The organism is Vibrio paucivorans (genome assembly GCF_054053395.1).
In genome coordinates this window covers 1,584,146-1,606,860 of record NZ_CM133230.1, presented here as the reverse complement: position 1 = coordinate 1,606,860, position 22,715 = coordinate 1,584,146, and the positions used below count along the sequence as shown (strand labels likewise).

Here is a 22,715-nt window from a genome sequence, read left to right as displayed (position 1 = left end):
ATGCTATCTCACGTTTTTGCTACCGAGCATACCAAACTGATTGATTAAGAATTTTATCAGTTCTACAATCTCGCGCATTAAGGAGCCCAAATGAGTAGTTCATTGAATTATCACAATATACCTAAGTTTGTTAAGGTACTTTCTTCTATGAGTATCAGCTTAGTTCTATGGGTATGTTTATTTGGTCTTGAACTTAAAAAAGCAGTGGATGCTGGTTTTAACTTTTTTGATTTGATACATCCAGTTAATGTTGGTGGGAGTTTAATATATAAAATTAATAGCTCAATGATTGATGTACTATTCAATGAGTCTCTTACTCTTCATATATTGGTCGTCATAATAATCTCTTTGTTATCCACAACAGCACTGTCCGCACTGGTTCGATATCAAACTAGCAAGACCATAGATATAGGTGAATCTCATCGAGTTTTTGTCGTAAAATTTAGCCCGTATGAAAACGAGCTTTTACTCAAATCTAGTGCGCTGATTACTATTGTTACTGTTTTATACACGGCCTCTACAGAGCTAGCGTTTATCGCTACCTTGTTGCTAAGTTTCTATTCACCGATATGGCCATATAACTCATTAGTGTGCTTTAAGGGAATTATGTTTGCAAAAGCATCTGTAATTCTTGACAGGGAGAGCAACGTAACGGATGAATTCGTAGTTATTACTACCAAGAATATTATCCAAAACTTTACTTACAACCCTAGAAGTCCCCAAAGAATGGACATCATGTTGTACAACAAAATTTCAGTAATTAGGTGACCTATGACCAATAATATCCAGGCTAATACTTCGAGTACAGTAATGCTCTCAGCTATTAATACGATATTTCAAGATGTGAAGATATCTAGAAGCGATATACCCCGCTCTACTATTGATCACTTCATACTTCATCATAAAGCTAGATCTAACAATTTTGATAACGTCACTAGCTTCATATTAAAAGCTCGCGATGGTGTAGATGCTGCCGACTATATGCTTGATTTGATTATGAACAATTTCGCATCGGTAAATAAACTTGTAGATCTTCTTAAAGACGATGGTGCTGTAAAAACAGAGTACGACACATGGGGCTGTTTGGATCTTAATGATACTAACAATGTAGACATTCAGTCGTTGTTTAATACACTAATTAGCGTTTTGAAGGTATCAAAAAGTAACCCGAATAAGGGGGCTAAAATCGAAGGTGCAAACCTTGGTGTTTTATCCTTTACTGTAGAAAAGAAAAATGGCCCCGATATCGAGGTTTACGCTATTCAAAGAACGACAGATGTGGGTAAAAAGGTCATTGATGATTCTAAAAAATCTTTTTATCGTAAAGGTAATGAAGCGTTTGTAGTTTCAGATGAACGCTATAAAATTAATCCAGACTATGACTTTGTCGTTTTACGCCAAGGAACATCGTTCTATCTGTTGGTAAGCAACTTCGCACACTTTGTTGTTACGGCTGATTATACCGAGGTTCAAAACCGAGCTGTTCGTGTTGGATTTGCAGATCTAGTCACTGATGGCTTGATTACAGAAGATGTTAAGAATAAATTTGGTAGCTACGTAGATTCGATGGGAGTCCGTGAGAAGAACCATTTCATTCGAGCGATAGCGACGGGTAAACATAAATCATGGACAAGTCTTAAAGATCAGCAAGCTATAGCAAACTCAAAACTTCCGAAAGACCAACAATGGCACATGAAGTTTAGCAGTAAAGATGAGTTAATACACGACGGTACAAAAGATTGCGTGTTAGAGTTTGTTAAATTTCTGTCCCACACAGTAGTACAAAGTATTAGTGATCCAAGTGTAATTATGGATATCTCGACTTGGACCCCTTCATCAGCAAATTAATTCTAAGCCCCTTCGACTCGAAGGGGCTTTTTCTAGCCGCACTATACTTCTGATATATTCTTGTCGTTGATTTGTGCTAGTGCTCTTGCGTAAGCCAGTAATTTTCTAGAGGTTTTAATTTCCAGTTCTGACTGAATCTCAAGTAATGCAATCCCCGTTATAATTTGTTGAGGTGACACTTTGCTTCCTGTGGGCAATTCAAGACGCCCTGCAACCATTCTAAAGCCCTCCCATTCCGGTTCATGGCTTAACTCTAGCCTCTTATGCATCTTCATCAGTCGCTTACACTCATAAGGAATTGGTTTTCCCATATCCCAAGCTTTGACGGTCCTCACACTTTTGAAACATAGTTTTGCAGCTTGTTCGATACCAATTCCACAGTTAAATTCACGAAAAATATAGTTTTTTGTCATTTCGTGATACTTCATTGCTTAATCCCTTAAAAAGTAGGGATTTTATAAATAGTGTGAAACTAGTTCCATTTAACTTAAGGTCGCATAATGCGCACCAATTGTAGCCTTAATTATTCGTCGATATATGGATTCTAATGAACTTCTCTGGCTCTTCATATTTCACTTTTTGGCCAATCTTAACGGCTTTCTTACTGAGTTTGCAAAGCTGTGTGCTTCCTCGAGTTTGAATGCGTTTGACCACAGCTTTGTTCTGTTTGTGTTCCATTTGGAAAGTTATGTCACAGTAACCAAACTGAACGAGTTGCCGTTTATCTATATAACGCTCTACTTTCTTTTTAAGCATTTTAGCCGCAATGTTGTGCTCGGCGTCGTCGGATTGAACTGGCAATGAAAAACCAATGAACACCAGTACAAATAATATTAGCTTCATACAATTCGACCTCCAGATCTAGAGGTCGATTATCAGTAAGTATTACCATACCCTCAATCTAAGCTAAAACCTTCACGAGCAGATCTGGCTTCTTTCATACTTTGCAAACACAAGATTACGCTCTTTTTGAGCCTGGCTTGCTTGAAAACCCTTGGTGAGGAAAAACATTTCGAATACGTTGCTGAACTTTCTTTGGTACAGCTTCAGAAAAAACCAATTTCATACCAGTGCGCTGCTGATAAACTTTAAATACTCCGTCAAATGGGACGATATCGGCAATTTCTTCTACGTTATGGCGAAACTTCGGTGGGAAATGCCCTTTAACCTTTACGATCTTACCAGCTTGGAACTTAACTTTAAGGACTGGTCTATCTACAGCGACTAACCAAAAAACCACGATCGCTGCAATAAGAATTACATAAAGCATACTTGCTCCTTAATCAGACAATAGCTTACTCAGGTCTTCTTTTAAATTACTTACAGCCTTGCTTGCTTTTTCACTTCTTGAAGCCTCTGATAACAGATATTCGATAGCATCGGATAACGTACACCCCAACTCATTAGCTCGAAACGAAAGCTTCTCCCATACACGGTAGTCCAAATCAATGGATTTCTTTTTAGTATGAATTTGCTCTGCATTAAAGTGACGCTTGCGTTTAGCACGAATAGCCTGCTTCATCTTGTTGTCTAGCTCTAGCGACATATGGTCGTCGATCCATTCCAAAACAAGAGTCGGTTCGTGTTCAATTTTTTGGAGTAACTTTACCGCTGCTTCTGCTTCGCTGGTGTCGATGTGACGAGTTACTGCTTCACCGTCTTTCCACTTTTTAATTAGATACTGCCATTTCCAGCCACACTCTAGATTTTCAAGCTGTTGGTATTTCATGATGGTTTCCTTGCAAGTTATGGTGACAGCGTAACCCATACCTTGTTGATGTTCAATCTGAGACTTCAAAAACCGGAGAGAGATCATTTATCTATATAGCGGTTTACATTTTTCCGCTATACTTTGCATCCTTTTAATCACTTTGAAGTTTTCATGAATCAAGAGATCTGGCGCGCCGTTACCCCTCAATACAATGAAATACAGTCTGTTCTAAATCGATTTGAAGAGATCGAACCTAACGAGTTTATGAAAACACAACCTCGATTGTGTAGTGCACTGGAGCAATTCGTTTCGTTGTTCGGTATTTCACGCGTAATGATGGTGAACTCGCCGGACAATGCGCTCTATCGCAAAGTTATTGCGAATAAGTTGACCCAGATTGTAGGCAACAAACCTATTGTAGCGAGTGAAACACTCGATCCTTTAGAGGTATTCGGGCGATACAAAGTGATGGATGGTGGATCGATTGAGCAACATGATGGGCTATTGGATAAGGCCCATGGTGGTTACTTGATTTTGTCTGCCAATTTTATATTGTCCAATCCAGTAAGTTGGTTAAAGTTAAAGTCTGCGTTACTAGGCGAAGTTGTTTCTCCAATAAATGTTGATTCTAAGGCAATTGGCCAGAGTATTCAGGGCCGTCGCTATGATCTGAAAATCATTATTGTAGGGGATCGTTCTCAGCTCGCAGAAATAGATTATCTAGATGCGGATATCCATACTGGTCTTTGTTTGTTTGGAGAAATTGAATTAGAGATCAATTTGAGTGCCGCCAATACAGAGTTGTATTTAGGATATCTCAAGTGGCTCGTCAAAGAATATCAGCTCCCTACTCTTACCCATTCTGCGATAGATCGCTTACTGGTCGCTGGCGCAAGATATACAGAGGATCAAAGGTATGCGCCACTTTGCTTGATGTGGCATCTCGCACTAATACAAGAAGCAGCTCTCGTCTCGAAAGCGCGTGACATTGAATATCAACATATCGACCAAGCAATAGACCAAAAACTCTATCGTGAATCTTATCTGCCTGAGCGAGCTTTATCAGATATCCTTGATGGCCAGGTAATCATCGAAACGGAAGGTATGCAAGTTGGTCAGGTCAACGGATTAACCGTCATCGATGTTCCTGGTCACCCGCAATCTTACGGAGAGCCGGCTCGAATATCTTGTGTGATTCACTTCGGCGATGGTGACGTCTCTGATGTTGAACGTAAAGCAGAGCTGGCTGGTAATCTACATGCAAAAGGCATGATGATCATGCAAGCATTCGTAAGCAGTGCTCTGAATCTTGATGAACCTTTACCCTACTCTGCTTCGCTCGTTTTCGAGCAATCGTACTGTGAAGTCGACGGTGATAGCGCTTCACTTGCAGAGCTTTGCTGTTTTGTCAGCGCACTTTCAGAATACCCAATTAATCAGCAGATTGCGGTAACAGGTGCAGTAGATCAGTTCGGTCGAGTCCAAGCTGTTGGCGGTTTGAATGAAAAGATCGAAGGCTTTTATCACGTCTGCAAACACCAAGGACTAACTGGTTCACAAGGCGTTATTTTGCCGCGTAGTAACCTAAAGCATTTAGCACTTCATAAAGATGTCATTGAAAGTATAAAGAATGGTGACTTCCATTTGTGGCCGGTCTCCAATGTCGATGAAGCTACCCCAATATTGTTGGATAAACCATTCCGTGGAGAAGACGAGAACAGTGTTATTGCAAAAATAGCGGAACGTATTGAAAACTTTGAAAGACTTGAGCATCCACCCACGGTGTTAGACAGGTTAAAAAACTTGTTCAGATCTCACTGATCGGAGTTGTTTAGCGTACACCTGTTCACTAACATGCTCGTATCAAAAATTGGAGTAATTGATAATGCAAAACAAACGTGATTCATATAACCGTGACGATCTACTAGCGTCAAGCCAAGGTGAGTTGTTCGGTCCAGGTTACCCTCAGCTTCCTGCGCCGAATATGCTTATGATGGACCGAGTAACCAAAATGTCGGAAACCGAAGGTGACTACGGTAAAGGTCTAATCTTGGCTGAGTTAGATATTACTCCGGATTTATGGTTCTTTGACTGCCACTTCCCTGGAGACCCTGTAATGCCAGGCTGTCTTGGCTTGGATGCGATGTGGCAACTTGTTGGCTTCTTCCTTGGCTGGGTTGGAGGCAAAGGTAAAGGCCGCGCCCTAGGTGTTGGCGAAGTTAAATTTACTGGGCAAATCCTTCCTACTGCCAAAAAAGTGACTTATGAAATTCACATGAAGCGTGTTGTGAATCGTAAGTTAGTAATGGGCCTAGCAGATGGCCGAGTATTGGTAGATGGCAAAGAAATCTACGTAGCTAAAGACCTGAAAGTAGGTCTTTTCCAAGATACTTCTGCGTTTTAAATTATATATTGATACTAGCGACTCATTTGAGTCGCTTTTTTATTCTCAATTTATTTAGTTATAGTGCATTAGACGTATACTAAAAAGCCCCTTTATCAGGGGCTCTCCTTCTGTTGTATGTGGAGGGTTGTGTTATTTGTAGAGGCCAGCTTGCTTGTCGTCTCTGGCATCACGCCAACCACCTAACCAATAGGACCGAGCATCCATCTGCTGGTAAGGGCACGTTTCGGATGAACGTCCGTTAAGCCCTGCCTTGTACCCTTGAGATTGCGCTCTTTCTAGGCGGTCACGCTTTTGTCTCTTCATAGTGTCGTCCTCATACATAAAATTTGTTCTAACGTACTACTATTAAAATAATGTGGATCTTTTATGAACCCACAATTAAGAATCGATCAAAAAACGTCCTTTCACAAGCATTAAAAAAGGCACAACTCCAAAAGTGTGAAGTTGTGCCCTAGATGAAAATTTAACCTATTTTCTACGGAACCCTAACAATCCAAGTACAGATAACATCAACCAACCAAGAGAACCGCCGCTACGTTCGACAACAGGATCATCAATACCGCGAGGTTCGATATCACTGTTACTCGCTCCTTGAATTGGAATCAGTTTTACCGCAACCATCGTCTCTGTTTGTGAACCACCACCACAATATGAGTTGTGAGTCGTGTCATCGTATCCACCTTCACATTTGATGGCTGTGCCTGAAATAACGCCTGCGTCATTGATGTCAGTAGCATCGACTATACGATATGCGTTGTTTGAATCAGAATACGACCCACCATTAGTTAGGTTATCGAGGAATTGAGCTTGATTACCAATAATTGCACTGCGATCAGTATCAACGTTATACGGATAAATGAATCCACGCTTGCGCCTTGGTTTACCATCATTCTCACGGGTATCTTCGGCGTCAAGTTGCCCAACGATCTCGTTATAGTTGTTTATAGCCCCTACTTTACCGCCAGCACCATCAAAGAAGATGCCACCACTTAAGAAGCTTGCTTTCGGACTTGAACTTGATGCGTCATCTACGACAAATATCTTGTTACCCGCGGCCCCGTTTTGAGGTTTACTGCCAGATAGCTTTGCAGTACCAACAACAACTAAGTTATCGTTAATCGCTGACGCTACTGAGTTACTGTGGATGAAGTCACCATCGATCTTAGATTGAACATTATCGATTTCATTACTGTCCCATGAATCGACATCATCATAGTCCGCAACATTAGCTACAAAGATAGAAGCATTGTAGTAGTTGTCATCAGTGTATGTGTTATAGCCGACACCATAGATCACATTATCTTTTACAACAACATCTCGCATACTACCTTGAGCAATTAATTCACCATCTTTCTCAGGAACATTTGTAGCCCAGCCAAGCTGAACAGGTGTTCCACCATCAACCCAAATTGCAGCTTTAGAAGAGTGGTGTTCACCATTTTCATTGGTTACTTCACTCGCAATACTACCGACTGCATAAGTGGTGGTGCTATCTACCGCCCACGCTCTACCTTGGAACCAGTTAGTTGGCGCAACACCATTTGGTGTTATTGGAGATACAATACGGTTGCGAGTCCCTGAATTTACCTGGCCCCACTCTTGCGGAGCAGTACTTTGGTTACCTACAGGTTTTGCATCCGAATCTAAACTATTAATAACGTTGTTAAATACATTTTGATAAGCGGAAGCGTCTCCCTCGACAAAAGCGAGCACGTTTGAAGTCGTATTTCCGTTTAGTTCTCTTTCCCAAACAGCCCAATGTTGATCTGCCCAAGATTCACATGTCGAATACAACAGCTCTCGATAACAGTAACTCTTAAAATCATCTAATTCATCTAAGTAGACGAAAGTTCTATCCATCGCCCACGGTACTTCCTCACGGTAGCTATTGCCTTCAACATCGGCCCATGTTTCGCCACCTAGCTTGAATTGAGACGCTGAACATGATGTTCCAAAACAGCCCATATCATCGCCAATAGTACTTGGCTGAATTGCAACGCCATGTACTTCGTTATATTCACCGGCGCTTATACCCTCAGGGTCGACTTCGACAACCTGATACAAAGCCGCATTTGCATTCATCGCAGTAAATACTGTGGCTGCGACTGCTGAAACTTTAAATAACTTACTACTCATCGGTACTTAACTTTCCTGTTGCATCGCTTCGAGCTCTTCCCAGCGCTCGAACGCAATTTCTAGCTCCTGCTCTTTAGCAGACAGCTTATCTAATATCGTTTGTGTTTGCTCTACAGGCTTTGAAAAGAATTCAGGAGTATTAACCTCGCCTTGTAATGCTTCAATTTCAACTTCCAATTCCTCTAAAAGCGAAGGAAGTGATTCGAGCTCGCGCTGTAGTTTATAAGACAACTTCTTTGGCTTATTGTTTAGTGGCGCATTTTTGGGAGTTTCCTCAACGACTTTTTTCGCTTTTGGCGCAGATTGAACACCTCTTGATGCTTTTACCTGAGCCCTTTGCTGTTGAGCGTCGTGATAACCGCCGACAAACTCTTCAATTACTCCGTTACCTTCAAATATCCAGCTCGTTGTTACGGTGTTATCAACAAACTCACGGTCGTGACTGACCAATAACAACGTTCCCTGATAGTTGGCAAGCAAATCCTCTAAAAGTTCCAAAGTTTCTATATCTAAATCGTTAGTTGGTTCGTCTAGAATCAGCAGGTTGTTCGATTTGAGGAAAATTCGAGCAAGTAAAAGCCTATTCTTCTCACCACCGGATAAAGCTTTTACAGGAGTACGCGCGCGTTTGGGCGCAAACAAAAAATCTTGTAGATAGCTTAATGCGTGCCTTTCACGACCACCAACCATCACTTCTTGCTTGCCGTCAGCCAAGTTGTCTATGACTGATTTTTCAGGATCGAGTACTTCACGATATTGGTCGAAGTACGCAACTTCGAGCTTAGTTCCGCAATGTAAGCGGCCAGAGTCCGGTTTTAACTGATCAAGAAGCAGCTTTAGTAATGTACTTTTACCACAGCCGTTTGGCCCAATCAGTGCGATACGGTCACCACGCATAATATTAAAGGAGAAGCTTTCCACGATCTTCTGTCCTTCAATCGTATAGTTAAGGTTCTCTGCTTCAAACACGATTTTACCTGACCGAGCAGCATCGTCGATTTGTAGATTTACCTTACCTTGTACTTCTCGCCTTTCACTACGCTCTTGACGAAGCTTTTTAAGCGCCCTTACACGGCCTTCGTTACGTGTTCTACGAGCTTTAATACCCTGACGAATCCACACTTCTTCCTGTGCAAGTTTTTTATCGAACTCCGCATTTTGCATTTCTTCGACTCGAAGCAGCTCTTCTTTCTCGGTTAAGTAGTTATCATAATCACCAGGGAAAGAATTGAGCTTGCCTCTATCAAGATCAACGATACGCGTCGCCATTGACTTGATGAAAGTACGATCGTGAGAAATGAAGATTATCGAACCTCTAAAATCCTTTAAGAAAGTTTCGAGCCACTCAATTGTGGTGACATCCAAGTGGTTGGTCGGTTCATCAAGAAGTAGAACATCGGGGTCGCATACAAGAGCCCTAGCTAACGCAGCTTTGCGCTGCCAACCACCGGATAAATCCGTTAGTTTAGTATGCCCATCTAATTTCAAAGCCCCGAGTACGTTTTTGATCCTATCTTCAAAACGCCAAGCGCCAGCGTGTTCTAATGACTCTTGAATACGAGCCAGTTTGTTCATATTGCTTTCTGAAGGGTCAACAGCAACCAGATCCAGCTGATCTTGGTAGATCTTCAGCTGTTCGCCTATGCCAGCTAAGCCGCCAGAAACATAGTCAAGTACCGTACCCTCTTGGTTTCTTGGTGGGTCCTGTTCAAGGCGAGAGACAACAACATCCTGAGTAACTTGCATCTTGCCGTCATCTAGAACTATTTCTCCAGACAGCACTTTCATCATTGTTGACTTGCCGGCTCCATTGCGCCCTACAAGACAAACACGTTCATTTTCCTGTAAAGCAAAATCTGCGTGATCGAGTAATGGGTGATCACCAAATGCCAACTGCGCGTTATGTACTGTAAGTAATGCCATTATTATCCAACCAATTCTTTAACTGTTCTAAATCAAATGGCCAATTGAGCTCATTCGCTTCAAATTTTACCACAGGTATCGTGACACCGTAACGGACAAACAACTCGTCGTTACCTGCGATATCAATAACTTCAAAGCTGCGTTTTAACCCAGCCTCTGTGATCAATTCCAAAGCCATTTCGCATAAATGGCACCCTTCAGTGCTGTATAGCGTTAACAAAATAGAATCCTTTCAATCTTATTTGTGAGTAATAACCCAGCAATTATGAATGTGCTTATTCCTACCAAAATCTAAAGGCAGTGTTTGAGAAGAAATATTCTTAGCTTGTAAGCCCAACGCCTCCAAAGCTGCGTTATCCATTTTGAAATGACGCTTATTATTTGAAAACACGATAGTACCGTCTTCTCTTAGTAAACGTTTCAAGTTAGTCATTAACGTGACATGGTCACGTTGAACGTCGAATGTTTGTTCCATTCTCTTCGAGTTAGAAAATGTTGGCGGATCGATAAAGATAAGATCGTATTGGCCTTTCGAGTTAGCCAGCCACTGCAAACAATCAGCTTGTTCAAACTGGTGCTGACGTCCAACCTGGCCGTTAAGCTTCATGTTATCTTTCGCCCACTCAAGATAAGTGTTCGACATATCGACTGTCGTAGTCGACTTAGCACCGCTACAAGCTGCATGAACAGTAGCAGAACCGGTGTAGGCAAATAAATTCAAGAAGTCTTTGCCTTGAGCCATTTCACCCAACTTACGACGAGTGATTTTGTGATCGAGGAACAACCCCGTGTCTAGGTAATCGTGAAGGTTGATTATCAACTTAACACCATACTCATTCACGGTTAGTCTCTCAGACTGCTGAGCCAGTTTTTGATACTGTGAACGTCCTTTCTGCTTTTCTCGTACTTTGAGAACAACGTTGTTAGCATCAGTTTCAGTTACTTGGATCGCCGCACGAATGATATCAGTCAGTCTACGTTTCGCTTTTTCTTCTGGGATGTTCTTTGGAGCTGCATACTCTTGGATGACAAGATGGTCCAAATAGATATCTATTGCTACGTTATACTCTGGTAAGTCAGCATCATAAATACGATAGCAATCGAGTTTTTCTTTACGCGCCCACTTTCCTATTTTCGCGATGTTCTTTTTTAATCGGTTAGCAAAGTCAGGTGCTATTTCGATAGACGTATCTGGGTTTCGAGCCTGCTGACCACTGCGTTCAGAAATTGAATAGTTCTTTTGGTGACAAGGTAACGCACCATTATTAAGCTTAAATTGCTTATCGGCACGCATTCTTAAACAGCTCAGTAGTTCATCAGAACTAGAGAAGATAGACGCCGAGCAACCACCAAACTCAGCCTTTAACTGTGCGCCAAATGCCGTGTATAACGCGATAAGGCCGGGATGAGTACCTAAGCGCTCACCATAAGGTGGATTGCTTACAATTACGCCATTCTCAAACTCGCTAGGACGAGTTACTTTTGCTGCGTCACCTAAGTTGAATTCGATCAGAGATTCCACACCGGCTCTACGTGCGTTATCACGAGCCGTTTTAATTACTCTTTCGTCGTTATCAAAACCGTAGAATTTAGCGTCAACTTTTTTGACACCTCTTCTCGCTTGTACGTTGGCTTCCGACTTAATCTCTGCCCAAAGTTCAGGCTCAAAATCCTCTAGAGATTCGAAACCCCAGCGCTCTCTTTTGACTCCTGGAGCCATGTTTGCAGCCATCATAGCGGCTTCTATAAGCAAGGTACCAGAACCACACATAGGATCTAGCAATGGCTTATCATGTTGCCATTCACTTCTTAGTAAGATAGCTGCCGCTAAGGTTTCGCGTAGTGGAGCGCGACCTGATTCAGGACGATAACCACGTTGGTGCAAGCCTCCGCCAACCATATCGATGCCCAGCAAAGCTTTGTCTTTATGAAGACGAACATGGATTCTAAGATCTGCACGATCTTTACTGATCGATGGTCTAGGTAGATTTTTCTTTTCAAAACAATCGACTACAGCATCTTTCACTTTCATCGCACCATATTGGCTGTTACGGATCTCACGGTTTGTACCATTGAAATCAACAACAAACTTCTTACTACTATGGAAGTGATTTACCCAATTAATAGCCGTAGCTGATAGGTATAAGTCCATGTCGTCTTGACACGTGAACTCAGACAGAACGCGTACAAAGCGCGAGGCAAGCCTACTCCACAGGCAGCAGCGATAAATCTGCTCATTGGAAGCCTTAAATTTCACCCCTGCCTGGACAGGTTTAGCGTTAGTGATCCCAAGATTCTTAAGCTCTTCAGCTAACAGGTTCTCTAAACCATTAGAGGTTACCGCAAGATATTGATGCATAGCGTTCTTTAGTTTTGAAAAATGACTGCACATTATACCTGACAATCCTTATTGAGAGTAAACGATAGAACGAATTTTCTTATTCTTCGCCGCTAACTGCTCAGCATTTATTCATTTATTTTTTCGCCTTTATAGTCTTTACCGTTTTTCTATATCTACATTTTTACTTGCCTACAGGCGAAGTGAATACTTATTCTCGACAATTTTGGTCTATACCACACAGTGATATTACCTGTAATTGACTTACAAAAACGCATTAAAGGAGGAATAAATGGCGATACCGGACATCTTCAGGCCAACTTTTAATCGCCGTTGAGAGGCAAAAAAATTCCTATATCGCTATAAATCTCACAAATAAAACTTTGATAACGAATTGGCGACACCGAATTTTGAACAAAAAAAATCGGCCTATTGGCCGATAGAAAGTTCTAATGAAACGAAGGAACGAATAATGTGAGTGGTTCGCTAACCTACCATAGCAATTGGATGGCTTAGAAATTCGTGGTTAGCGACAGAAATTCTGTCATGCATGACTTTAATTGCTTGACCAAATACTAGTGATTTGGTGCTGGTTAGATTGAATCCGTCTAAATCAATACATGCACATAAGCTTGCTGACTCGCCTACTTCTAATACAATAAAGTAACTGTCGCTATGTGCGTTTCTCATACGTATTAAATCACCCTCTTTCGGTGATTCATCCCCAGAGCTTAGACCATCAAAAAACCAACTCTTTGGCTGCACCGTTTTGTGGAACCGTTTGGCAGCCACACAATATAGAGCAAGTTCGGCTTGGCGAGGTTCAGATAAAGAAAGATAGGATAGCTGTTCGCGAAAAATTTCGAACGCTGCAGCATCGTCAACAGAGAATTCGTTGATCGCGAGGGCGCAATCGACAAGAAGTTTACGAGATAAGTTGGTTTTAAATACCATGTCTTGGCCCAGGTCCAGCATAAGATTGCCTTCCCTGTCGTCATAATACCAAGTCCATTTGTCACTGGGTTTAAGCATCGTTCCAATCTCTATTCTGGTTAGTAACTAGGTAAACGCTTAATTACCTTTCTGTTGATTTGGTAATTTTATGTGGGATAAGTCAAAAAAAAAGAGGAAATGAAAACTCATTTCCTCTCAATATCATCTAATTATTGGCTTAGAGCTGGTTGTGACAATGTCACTCATGATTAAAGATTTTTAACGATGTCTCTTACCAGTGCTGGTCCGTGGTAAATAAAACCAGAGTAGACCTGAACAAGATTTGCACCTGCCATCATTTTTTCTTTAGCAGCGACAAATGAATCTACCCCACCGACACCAATGATAGGTAGTTTGCCTTCAAGCTCTTCGTGAAGTCGACGAACAACTTCTGTACTACGCGATTGAACAGGTCGACCACTCAAACCACCGGCTTCATGAGAATGCTTCATTCCTTCAACGACAGTTCTATCTAACGTGGTATTAGTTGCGATAACACCATCGATGTTATTTTTGATCAATGAATCACAGATTTGACTAATTTCATCGTCACTTAGATCCGGTGCGATCTTCAGAGCTAAAGGTACATACTTACCATGCTTTTCAGCAAGCTCGTTCTGTTTCACTTTCAGCTCTGACAGCAGCTCATCTAACGCCTCACCGTATTGCAGTGAGCGAAGCCCCGGAGTATTTGGAGAAGAGATATTGACAGCAATATATCCTGAGTATTGATACACCTTCTCCATACAAATCAAGTAATCTTCTGCACCCTTCTCAATTGGCGTATCTTTGTTTTTACCAATATTAATACCAAGTACACAGTCAAACTTTGAGTTCTTTACATTCTCTACTAGATTATCAACCCCGAGATTGTTGAAGCCCATTCGGTTGATAATGCCTTCCGCTTCAACAAGACGGAATAAACGCGGTTTATCATTTCCAGCTTGTGGACGTGGAGTTACTGTACCCACTTCAACAAAACCAAAACCCATTGCGTCAAATGCTTCGATACACTCGCCATTTTTATCAAGGCCGGCAGCTAAGCCAACTGGGTTTCTAAAGGTAAGTCCCATACATTCAACAGGACGATGTGGAAGCTGTTGACGATAGAGAAGATCGAGGGGTGTACCGGTGAATCGTTTGAAATTTTTAATTGCTAGATCATGTGCCTTTTCGGCATCAAGTTGGAAAAAGCCAGTCCTGGCTAGACGGTAAAGCATTGTGCCTCCGAAAGAAAAAAGCCCCGTATAAACGGGGCCTTATTATTTACTCATTTGCTGCACAATTCAAATTTAATAGCATTAATTCCCGTAAAGCGACGGAGAATTTTGCAAATTCATGCACCGAGCCCACTTTGAACTCGTTCAAAATGTTTTCCCAACGATGTAATGACAGCTCATTGGTTAAAATCCAATCATCAAGCGCTTTCATTACATCAAGCTCTTCAGGCGCACAACTGCAACTTAGGACTTGGCCCGTAAGTTGTCGTTGCTGCCAGTCAAGATCTTCACGGAACGCAGCTCTTGCCAGTGCTTGCCAGTTATTGTCAACAGCTTGGCCGTTGATTTGTTTCAAGAACCAGTGCAGTGATAAACGATCGCCCAAATTGTAGTACAGCTTCGCTGTTTGCTCGATTGTTTTACCTTTCTCTCGAGATACTGTTGAAATATCCAGTACTGAATACAAGCTAGACAGACGAGCCACATAGTTTGCGATGTCACTAGAGATACCCTGCTCGATCCAGCGGTTGGCCATCTCATTGTGCTCCGCGACTTCTTCCGGAACCAACATATCATCTAAGTTAGCTTTGATGGTATTAACGTCCGTTTGGTATAACTCAATTAATGCATTAACTGACTGTTTACCTGTACGGTTGCGAAGTAACCAACGAGACAGACGGCGTAATGTACGTCTTACGTAGTACATCACATCGTATTGAGTTTGAGCACTCGCTTCGTTATCAAGTGCACGGATTTGCGTCAGAACATCACCTAAACCATAGATCTCACGGGATGCGACGTAGGCATTAGCAATGTCGACAACATTTGCGCCGGTCTCTTCTTGAAGACGAGTGACAAAGTTACAACCCATTTCGTTAACCATTTGGTTAGCAAGAACTGTCGCTATGATCTCGGCACGCAGAGGATGGTTATCCATGTACTGAGAATAGTTACGGCGTAACTCAGTTGGGAAGTAAGTGATAAGCTTCTGAGCGTGGAATTCATCATTAGCAATGTCATCGTGAACCAACTCTTCCTTCAGAACCATTTTGCCATAAGCAATAAGTACAGAAAGCTCTGGACGAGTTAGCGCTAATCCAAGTTTTTCACGCTCTAGCAAGGTCTCATCATCAGGAATGTATTCTAATGCGCGGTCAAGGTGCCCTGCTTTTTCCATTGTATGGATAAAGCGGATTTGCTCTTTAACCAATGAAACACCTTGATGTTCTGTAACAGAAATAGACTCAGATTGGCAATACGCATCGTCTAGAACGATTTCGCCTACTTCGTCTTCCATAGACTCAAGGATCTTATTGCGCTGCTTAACGGTTAGATCACCATTTGTCACCAAACCATTTAGGAAGATCTTGATATTTACTTCGTTATCCGAGCAGTCTACACCGCCAACATTATCCACAAAGTCAGTGTTAACACGGCCACCAGCTAGAGCATATTCAATACGCCCAAGTTGAGTCATACCAAGGTTACCACCTTCCCCAACCAGTTTCGCTTTCAGATCACTACCGTTGATACGAAGTACATCATTCGCACGGTCGCCTACATCAGTATGAGTCTCTGATGCTGCTTTAACGTAAGTACCAATACCACCATTCCAAAGCAGATCCACTTCCATAGAAAGAATCGCTTTGATCAAATCGTTTGGTGCCATTGACGCTTTCTTGGTACCAAGCATTTTTTGAATTTCTGGTGTTAGAGCAATAGATTTCGCGCGGCGAGAGAAAATGCCACCGCCTTTAGAAATTAGCTTGCTATCGTAATCTTCCCAACTAGAACGTGGCAGCTTGAATAAACGATCACGTTCTTTCCAACTTGAAGCTGACTCTGGGTTTGGATCGATGAAAATATGCATATGGTTAAACGCGGCTTGCAGACGGATATGCTTAGATAACAACATGCCGTTACCAAATACATCACCAGCCATATCACCAACGCCAATTGCCGTGAAATCAGTTGTCTGACAGTTAATTCCCATCTCACGGAAGTGACGTTTAACCGATTCCCAACCACCTTTCGCTGTGATACCCATAGCTTTGTGGTCGTAGCCGTTAGAGCCACCCGACGCAAATGCATCACCTAGCCAGAAATTGTACTCTTCTGAAACAGAGTTAGCCAAATCAGAGAATGTCGCTGTGCCTTTATCAGCAGCAACGACCAAATACGGGTCGTCTTCATCATGACGCACGACGTTCTTAGGATGTGCAACTTCACCTTCAATGATGTTATCTGACACATCGAGTAATGCTCTGATGAAACGCTTATAACAACGTTGACCTTCAGCGAAGATCTCATCACGTGCTGTTAGAGTATGTTGTCTCTTACATACGAAACCACCCTTCGCCCCAACAGGAACAATAACGGTGTTCTTAACTTGTTGTGCTTTAACCAAACCTAAAATTTCCGTGCGGAAATCTTCTTGACGATCTGACCAACGCAATCCACCACGCGCAACCTTACCACCACGCAGGTGCACACCTTCAATGTCTGGTGCATAAACGAAAATTTCGAAAGCTGGAACCGGTTGAGGAATCTCTGGAATATCACTTGGTTTCATCTTCAACGATAGCCAAGGCTTATACTGCTTATTATCGTCCAGCTGATAGTAGTTGGTACGAAGAGTCGCAGTGATCATTTCCATATAGCGACGAATGATACGGTCATCATCCAAGCTCTCAACATGATCAAGTTGCTCGGTAATCTTCTTAATAAGATCGTTTTGACCTTTTTGGCTGCCTTTCGATTTAGGTTCAAAGCGCTTAGCGAAAAGATCCACTAGGCCTTTTGCTAGATCTGGATAATGGCTCAGCGTATCTTCAATGTATTGTTGACTGAATGGGAAGCCAACTTGGCGCATATAACGAGCATAAGCACGTAAAATTGAGATTTCACGTCCTGTTAATGAAGCGCCTAATACCAATCGGTTAAAGCCATCACTTTCTAGATCGCCAGCCCAAATTGCAGCAAATGCTTGCTGGAATCGATCACGAGCTTCACGTAGATCCACAGTTTTCTCGCTCTTATGAAGCATTGAGAAATCTAGGATCCAATAAGTTTGGCCATTTGTTTTACTCACTTGGTAAGGAGATTCACCAATCACACGTAAGCCAAGGTTTTCAAGCATAGGCATTACATCAGAAAGGTGGATTGGCTCATCACGGTGGTACAGTTTCAAGCGCACCGCTTTTGAATCCGCCGCCTCTTCTTGTGGGCGATAGAACAGCATACCAAGTTTGTTATCATCACTTAGTGATTCTAAGCGCTCAATGTCTGCAACCGCAGATCCTGGCATCATGTCTTCTTTGTACGAGCGAGGGAATGCGCGCAAATATTCTTTAGAAAGTGGTAACCCTTTGCTTTCACCAAAGTTTGCGATAATCGCGTCTGATAAACGATCATCCCAAGTAGAAGATGCTTCCATTAAGTTTTGCTCGATTGTTTTTACATCTACGTCCATGTTGTTGTTATCAACACGAACAATATAGTGAGTTCTTGCTAGTGGACTTTCAGAGAAGTAAGTTGTGAATTCAACCTCTTGCTCACAACCAAAGTACTGCTTTAGGATTCTCTGGGTTTGACGACGAAGTTCCGTGTTATAACGATCTTTCGTTACATAAACCATACAGCTGAAGAAACGTCCAAATGGGTCTTTGCGAACAAACAAACGAAGCAAGTCACGATCTTGCATTTGAACGACACCCATACCTACTTCAAGTAGTTCGTTTTCTTTAGCTTGTAGCAGTTCATCTCGTGGGTAGTTTTCTAAAATATTGTGTAGTGCTTTGTATGAATATGAGCCGTCTCGGTAACCACTCGACTCCAAGATACGTTCTACTTTCTCTTGGATCAGTGGAATACTTTCAACACTTTGGTTATAGACTGCTGAGGTATAAAGGCCAGTAAATCGATGCTCACCAATCACCTTGCCGTTCTTATCGAACTTCTTAACGCCAATGTAGTCGGTGTATGCAGGACGATGGATACGTGACTGAGTGTTGCCCTTGGTAACAATAAGCAAGAAAGGCTTTTTCGCTTCTAAACGAGCAGAATCAGGGAAATCTGATAGTTTTACGCTACGGACTCGACGCTCATTGGCAAACAAACCAAGGCCTTTATCTTTCGTTGGCCTTAACTCGGTATCACCATCGACTGAAACTAAGTCGTACTCTTTATAGCCCATGAAGGTGAAATTGTGATTTCCTAACCAACGTAGGAACTTGACGGTGTCTTCGTAGTGATCACCTTCAATAGAAATTTTGTCTTTTTGTGCTTCGACTTCGTTGGTCACTTGCTCTAGCTTTTCAACCATCAGCAACCAATCTTTAACAACCAGTCCCGTATCGTTCATGATACTAAGAAGTTCGTTTTTCAGCGAAGCCATTTCTTCTTTGCTACTTAGACGGTCAACCTCAACGTGGAACAGCGATTGGAAACCACCTTCCCCTGAGTTAATTCCTTTTATGACGCCTTTATCATCACGCTCTATTTGAGTTGGACCATGAAGCATTAAGTGAGAAGAAAGATCTAAACGGCTAAGTGCCATTTTTACTGAATCGACTAGAAATGGGCTGTCTGGAACGACCATTTCTACAATTGTGTGTGTTGACTGCCAACCCTGGCGGCTAACTGTTGGATTGAATACTCGTACAGAAATCTCTTCCGGATTCTTTTCATTGATATGGTGCCAAAGGCTGACAACCGCACCGTATAAATCCGATTCGTTTCTTTCCATCAGGTCATCTTGTGCAATATTGCTAAAAAGATGCTGAGCGAGTTGTGTAACTAAAGGTTGATGAGCAAGCTCGAGTTTGTCTTGAATAAGCTTATACACTTTTTCAAGCAGAACCGGCATTAAAGTTTCACGCGCGGTCATATTCACACTCCACAATTAGAATTGTATGTTTTTTGTAGGGGATGGTGTAAGCATAGTGCCTACTTCGGGTAATGCAGAGTTATTGTAAAAGCTTTATTGATAAATAGTTAATTGTTTTACAGGTGGTAAGAGGTGAAATGTTTGATAATGTGATTAAAGTTCTATTTAAACATCTATGAAATCAGTTACTCACAGAACTTCTAACTTTAGAAACTTATTGTTTTGGTCAGTTGTTAGCCTAAAGCGCCCTTTTACGCCAATTTGGCTAAGAAAAGGTCTAAGCCGGGTTGCGGGTAGTTGTAGCCTCAAACCATTGTCTGTAATGACTTGCACCTGGCTCGCTGCACCAGAGTAATGTGCAACAAAATTTTGATAGCTGATGTTAAGACTGAAATAGTACTGGTTCATACTCTTACTGGAATTTTATACAGTGGTAATGAGGTGGTAGCTCGTGGCTACCACCTCTTTTATTGACTAAGACTCTAACGCTTTGTTTACTTTTTCGAACAGGTCTTTCGCAAGATTATCTAAAGACTGCAGAGACTCAAGTTCTTTCTTGATCAGAGATTGGCGCTCATCATCGTATTTACGGAATTTGAGCAGTGGGTCAATCAAGCGCGAAGCCACTTGAGGGTTACTGCTGTTAAGCTCCCTTAAGATCTCACCAGCAAATTGGTAGCCTGCTCCTGATTTAGCATGGAACTGAACCGGGTTCATATTTAGGAAAGCCCCAATCAAACTTCGCGTACGGTTCGGGTTCTTTAAGCTAAACGCCTCATGGTTCATGGTGTCTTTTATAATGCTTAAAACATCATCTGCTGGGTTGGTACCTTGCAGCGCAAACCACTTATCCATGACTAATCCATCATGCTTCCACTTCTCGCTGTAATCATCCATCAATGTACTACGGCAAGGGAGTTTCGCACTGTTGGCTGCATTCATAGCAGCAATCGTGTCAGTCATATTGTTAGCTTTTTGATACTGGGCTTGCGCGTACTGATTACCTTCAGATGTGAATGCCAGATATGACAAACAAATGTTGCGTAATGCGCGTTTACCAATCGCTGCATGCTCAATTGTGTAGCTCTCTTGGGCATGGTGGTTGTAAACCGCTTTAAGCTCATCTTCAAGTGCTTCAGCTATGTTCACTTTTATTGTCTTCAATACCATTGCGATAGAATCTACGTCAACTTGCTTATACCAACCAGATACTTCGTTGTGACTTGGCAGCGCCATCATCTCAGCAATGAATGCTGGTTCCAAGGATTCACTGAGCAGTACGCCTCTAAATGCATCGATGACGGATTCAGCAAGCTCTATTGACTCACCATTTTGTACGCGAGAAACATTACTCTTAATGTATTTCGCCAATAACATTTGCCCAGCATCCCAACGAGCAAATTCGTTTTTCGCATGGACCATCAAGAAAATAAGCTCATCGTCAGAATATCCGTAGTCGAGAACCACAGGTGCCGAGAACTCTCTCAACATTGAAGGCACTGGCTTTTCTTGAACATTTTCAAAAATGAATGTTTGCTCAGACTGAGTCACATTAAGAACGTTATCGAGTTGCTGGCCATTAGATTGAAGCGTGATGACTTGGCCTTTGGAGTCGTACAGCTCAACATCAAATGGAATATGAAGGGCTTGCTTCTCAGATTGGTCTTGAGTTGCTTCTGTATGTTGGCTCACTTTAAGTGTATATGTATTTGCTTCAGAGTCGTATTGGCTGGATACCGATAACGTTGGTGTTCCTGATTGGCTGTACCAAAGGCGGAACTGAGCTAAATCAACACCAGAAGCATCTTCCATTGCTGAAACAAAATCTTCGCAAGTCGCTGCCGTTCCATCATGGCGTTCAAAATAAAGTTTCATGCCTTTTTGGAAACCTTCCTCACCAAGAAGCGTGTGCATCATTCGAATAACTTCACTGCCCTTTTCGTAGACAGTCAATGTATAGAAGTTATTCATTTCAATCACTTTTTCAGGACGAATTGGGTGTGACATCGGGCTCGCGTCTTCAGCAAACTGGGGACCACGAATAATGCGTACATTATTAATTCGATTTACGGCACGTGAACCCAAATCAGAAGAGAATTCCTGATCACGGAAAACAGTTAACCCTTCCTTAAGGCTAAGCTGAAACCAATCACGGCAAGTAACTCGATTACCCGTCCAGTTGTGGAAATACTCGTGCCCAATCACAGCTTCAATACCAAGGTAGTCGGTATCTGTTGCCGTTTGTTCATTGGCTAACACGTACTTAGAGTTAAATACGTTCAAGCCTTTATTTTCCATTGCACCCATGTTGAAGAAATCAACGGCTACAATCATGTAAATATGTAAATCGTATTCGAGTCCAAATCGCTCTTCATCCCATTTCATGGAGTTGATTAAAGACACCATTGCATGATTTGCTCGATCAAGATTTCCCTTGTCGACAAAGATCTCTAACTCTACGTCTCGTCCCGATTGTGTTTTGTATTGATCGCGTAAGACATCAAAATCACCTGCCACCAATGCAAACAGGTACGCTGGTTTAGGATGCGGATCTTGCCATTGAACCCAATGACGACCATCTTTTAAATCACCTTCAGCCACTCGATTTCCGTTACTTAGCAAATATGGATATTGCTGCTTATCGGCAATCACCTTCGTAGTGTATTTCGCTAAGACATCGGGACGGTCTAGGTAGTATGTAATTCTTCGGAAACCTTCTGCTTCACACTGAGTACAGAATGCTCCACCAGATTTATACAAGCCTTCCAAAGCCGTGTTCGCTTCAGGATTAACCAACGTTTCTATTGATAACTCAAACTGCTCAGGCAGATCTTTGATCTCTAGCTTAGAGTCAAGCAAAGTATAATTTGCCCAGTCTGTTCCATTCACTTTCAGAGACTTTAGTTCGATACTTTCTCCATCTAGAACTAGCGCATTCTGCTCGCCTAATTGCTTTACTGTAGAAATAGCAGTCACAGTTGTGGCTTGATCATATAAGTCGAAGGTTAGATCTATTTCTGAAATACTGTGCGACGGAGTTTGATAATCTTTGCGGTACTTGGCCGTAGGAGTTTGAGCCATTGTCTTGATCCTTTTGACGAGAGATAAGAGTGAAATATCACTTTATGATTTAACGGTTACGATACAACTCCTAAATACAAAATACGAGGTATTTGCATTAAATACCTCGTATAAGTGCTGAATTAATAAACAATAAATATACAATCAGCTAATTCAGATAGACTGGTCAG

General features: G+C 42.0%; 18 protein-coding genes. 4 read left to right on the top strand and 14 right to left on the bottom strand.

All coding sequences use genetic code 11. The features are described 5' to 3' along the window. Positions 1-90 precede the first annotated feature (90 nt). The gene (locus ACXABW_RS07445; RefSeq protein ID WP_457524870.1) at positions 91-768 is read left to right on the top strand and encodes a hypothetical protein; all 678 of its coding nucleotides are present in this window, start codon (positions 91-93) and stop codon (positions 766-768) included. Positions 769-771: 3 nt separating this feature from the next. Next, positions 772-1,848 carry a hypothetical protein gene (locus ACXABW_RS07440; RefSeq protein ID WP_457524868.1) on the top strand — a complete coding sequence of 359 codons (1,077 nt, stop codon included), beginning with the start codon at positions 772-774 and terminating at the stop codon, positions 1,846-1,848. 41 nt (positions 1,849-1,889) lie between these two features. On the opposite strand, the gene ACXABW_RS07435 is transcribed toward ACXABW_RS07440, so the two are convergent. The 4 genes from ACXABW_RS07435 to matP form a co-directional block, all read right to left on the bottom strand. After that, on the bottom strand, positions 1,890-2,276 hold the full coding sequence (locus ACXABW_RS07435) for a regulator (RefSeq protein WP_457524866.1): 387 nt from the start codon (positions 2,274-2,276) through the stop codon (positions 1,890-1,892). A gap of 91 nt (positions 2,277-2,367) precedes the next feature. Further along, positions 2,368-2,691: a hypothetical protein gene (locus tag ACXABW_RS07430; RefSeq protein WP_457524865.1), complete on the bottom strand. Its 324-nt coding sequence runs from the start codon at positions 2,689-2,691 to the stop codon at positions 2,368-2,370. A 115-nt stretch (positions 2,692-2,806) separates the two neighbouring features. Further along, the gene (locus ACXABW_RS07425) at positions 2,807-3,118 is read right to left on the bottom strand and encodes a DUF3634 family protein (RefSeq protein ID WP_457524863.1); all 312 of its coding nucleotides are present in this window, start codon (positions 3,116-3,118) and stop codon (positions 2,807-2,809) included. A 9-nt stretch (positions 3,119-3,127) separates the two neighbouring features. Continuing rightward, complete coding sequence (matP, locus tag ACXABW_RS07420) at positions 3,128-3,577, bottom strand: macrodomain Ter protein MatP (RefSeq protein WP_457524862.1); 450 nt, start codon at positions 3,575-3,577, stop codon at positions 3,128-3,130. Positions 3,578-3,730: 153 nt separating this feature from the next. On the opposite strand from matP, the gene ACXABW_RS07415 reads away from it, so the two are divergent. Then, on the top strand, positions 3,731-5,380 hold the full coding sequence (locus ACXABW_RS07415) for a S16 family serine protease (protein ID WP_457524860.1): 1,650 nt from the start codon (positions 3,731-3,733) through the stop codon (positions 5,378-5,380). A gap of 64 nt (positions 5,381-5,444) precedes the next feature. After that, positions 5,445-5,963: a bifunctional 3-hydroxydecanoyl-ACP dehydratase/trans-2-decenoyl-ACP isomerase gene (gene fabA, locus ACXABW_RS07410; protein WP_252030743.1), complete on the top strand. Its 519-nt coding sequence runs from the start codon at positions 5,445-5,447 to the stop codon at positions 5,961-5,963. A gap of 132 nt (positions 5,964-6,095) precedes the next feature. On the opposite strand, the gene rmf is transcribed toward fabA, so the two are convergent. The 10 genes from rmf to pepN all read right to left on the bottom strand — a co-directional run bounded on the left by rmf (position 6,096) and on the right by pepN (position 22,545). Further along, positions 6,096-6,269 carry a ribosome modulation factor gene (gene rmf / locus ACXABW_RS07405; protein ID WP_252030741.1) on the bottom strand — a complete coding sequence of 58 codons (174 nt, stop codon included), beginning with the start codon at positions 6,267-6,269 and terminating at the stop codon, positions 6,096-6,098. 165 nt (positions 6,270-6,434) lie between these two features. After that, on the bottom strand, positions 6,435-8,102 hold the full coding sequence (locus ACXABW_RS07400; RefSeq protein WP_457524857.1) for a DUF3466 family protein: 1,668 nt from the start codon (positions 8,100-8,102) through the stop codon (positions 6,435-6,437). A 6-nt stretch (positions 8,103-8,108) separates the two neighbouring features. Continuing rightward, positions 8,109-10,025 carry an ABC transporter ATP-binding protein gene (locus ACXABW_RS07395; protein ID WP_457524855.1) on the bottom strand — a complete coding sequence of 639 codons (1,917 nt, stop codon included), beginning with the start codon at positions 10,023-10,025 and terminating at the stop codon, positions 8,109-8,111. After that, positions 10,003-10,245: a glutaredoxin family protein gene (locus ACXABW_RS07390; RefSeq protein WP_457524853.1), complete on the bottom strand. Its 243-nt coding sequence runs from the start codon at positions 10,243-10,245 to the stop codon at positions 10,003-10,005. The genes ACXABW_RS07395 and ACXABW_RS07390 overlap by 23 nt, the downstream gene beginning before the upstream one ends. 18 nt (positions 10,246-10,263) lie before the next feature. Next, on the bottom strand, positions 10,264-12,384 hold the full coding sequence (rlmKL, locus tag ACXABW_RS07385; RefSeq protein ID WP_457524852.1) for a bifunctional 23S rRNA (guanine(2069)-N(7))-methyltransferase RlmK/23S rRNA (guanine(2445)-N(2))-methyltransferase RlmL: 2,121 nt from the start codon (positions 12,382-12,384) through the stop codon (positions 10,264-10,266). Between the two features lie 465 nt (positions 12,385-12,849). Then, positions 12,850-13,395, bottom strand: a complete 546-nt coding sequence (locus ACXABW_RS07380) for a cell division protein ZapC (protein ID WP_457524850.1) — start codon at positions 13,393-13,395, stop codon at positions 12,850-12,852. A 170-nt stretch (positions 13,396-13,565) separates the two neighbouring features. Further along, positions 13,566-14,576 (bottom strand): quinone-dependent dihydroorotate dehydrogenase, encoded by a 1,011-nt coding sequence (gene pyrD, locus ACXABW_RS07375; RefSeq protein WP_457524848.1) that lies wholly within the window; start codon positions 14,574-14,576, stop codon positions 13,566-13,568. Between the two features lie 46 nt (positions 14,577-14,622). Beyond that, positions 14,623-19,464, bottom strand: a complete 4,842-nt coding sequence (locus tag ACXABW_RS07370; protein WP_457524846.1) for an NAD-glutamate dehydrogenase — start codon at positions 19,462-19,464, stop codon at positions 14,623-14,625. A gap of 189 nt (positions 19,465-19,653) precedes the next feature. Next, positions 19,654-19,872, bottom strand: a complete 219-nt coding sequence (locus ACXABW_RS07365) for a DUF2835 domain-containing protein (RefSeq protein WP_457524844.1) — start codon at positions 19,870-19,872, stop codon at positions 19,654-19,656. 66 nt (positions 19,873-19,938) lie between these two features. Further along, positions 19,939-22,545, bottom strand: coding sequence for an aminopeptidase N (pepN, locus tag ACXABW_RS07360; RefSeq protein ID WP_457524842.1), 2,607 nt, complete (start codon positions 22,543-22,545; stop codon positions 19,939-19,941). Between the last annotated feature and the right edge of the window lie 170 nt (positions 22,546-22,715).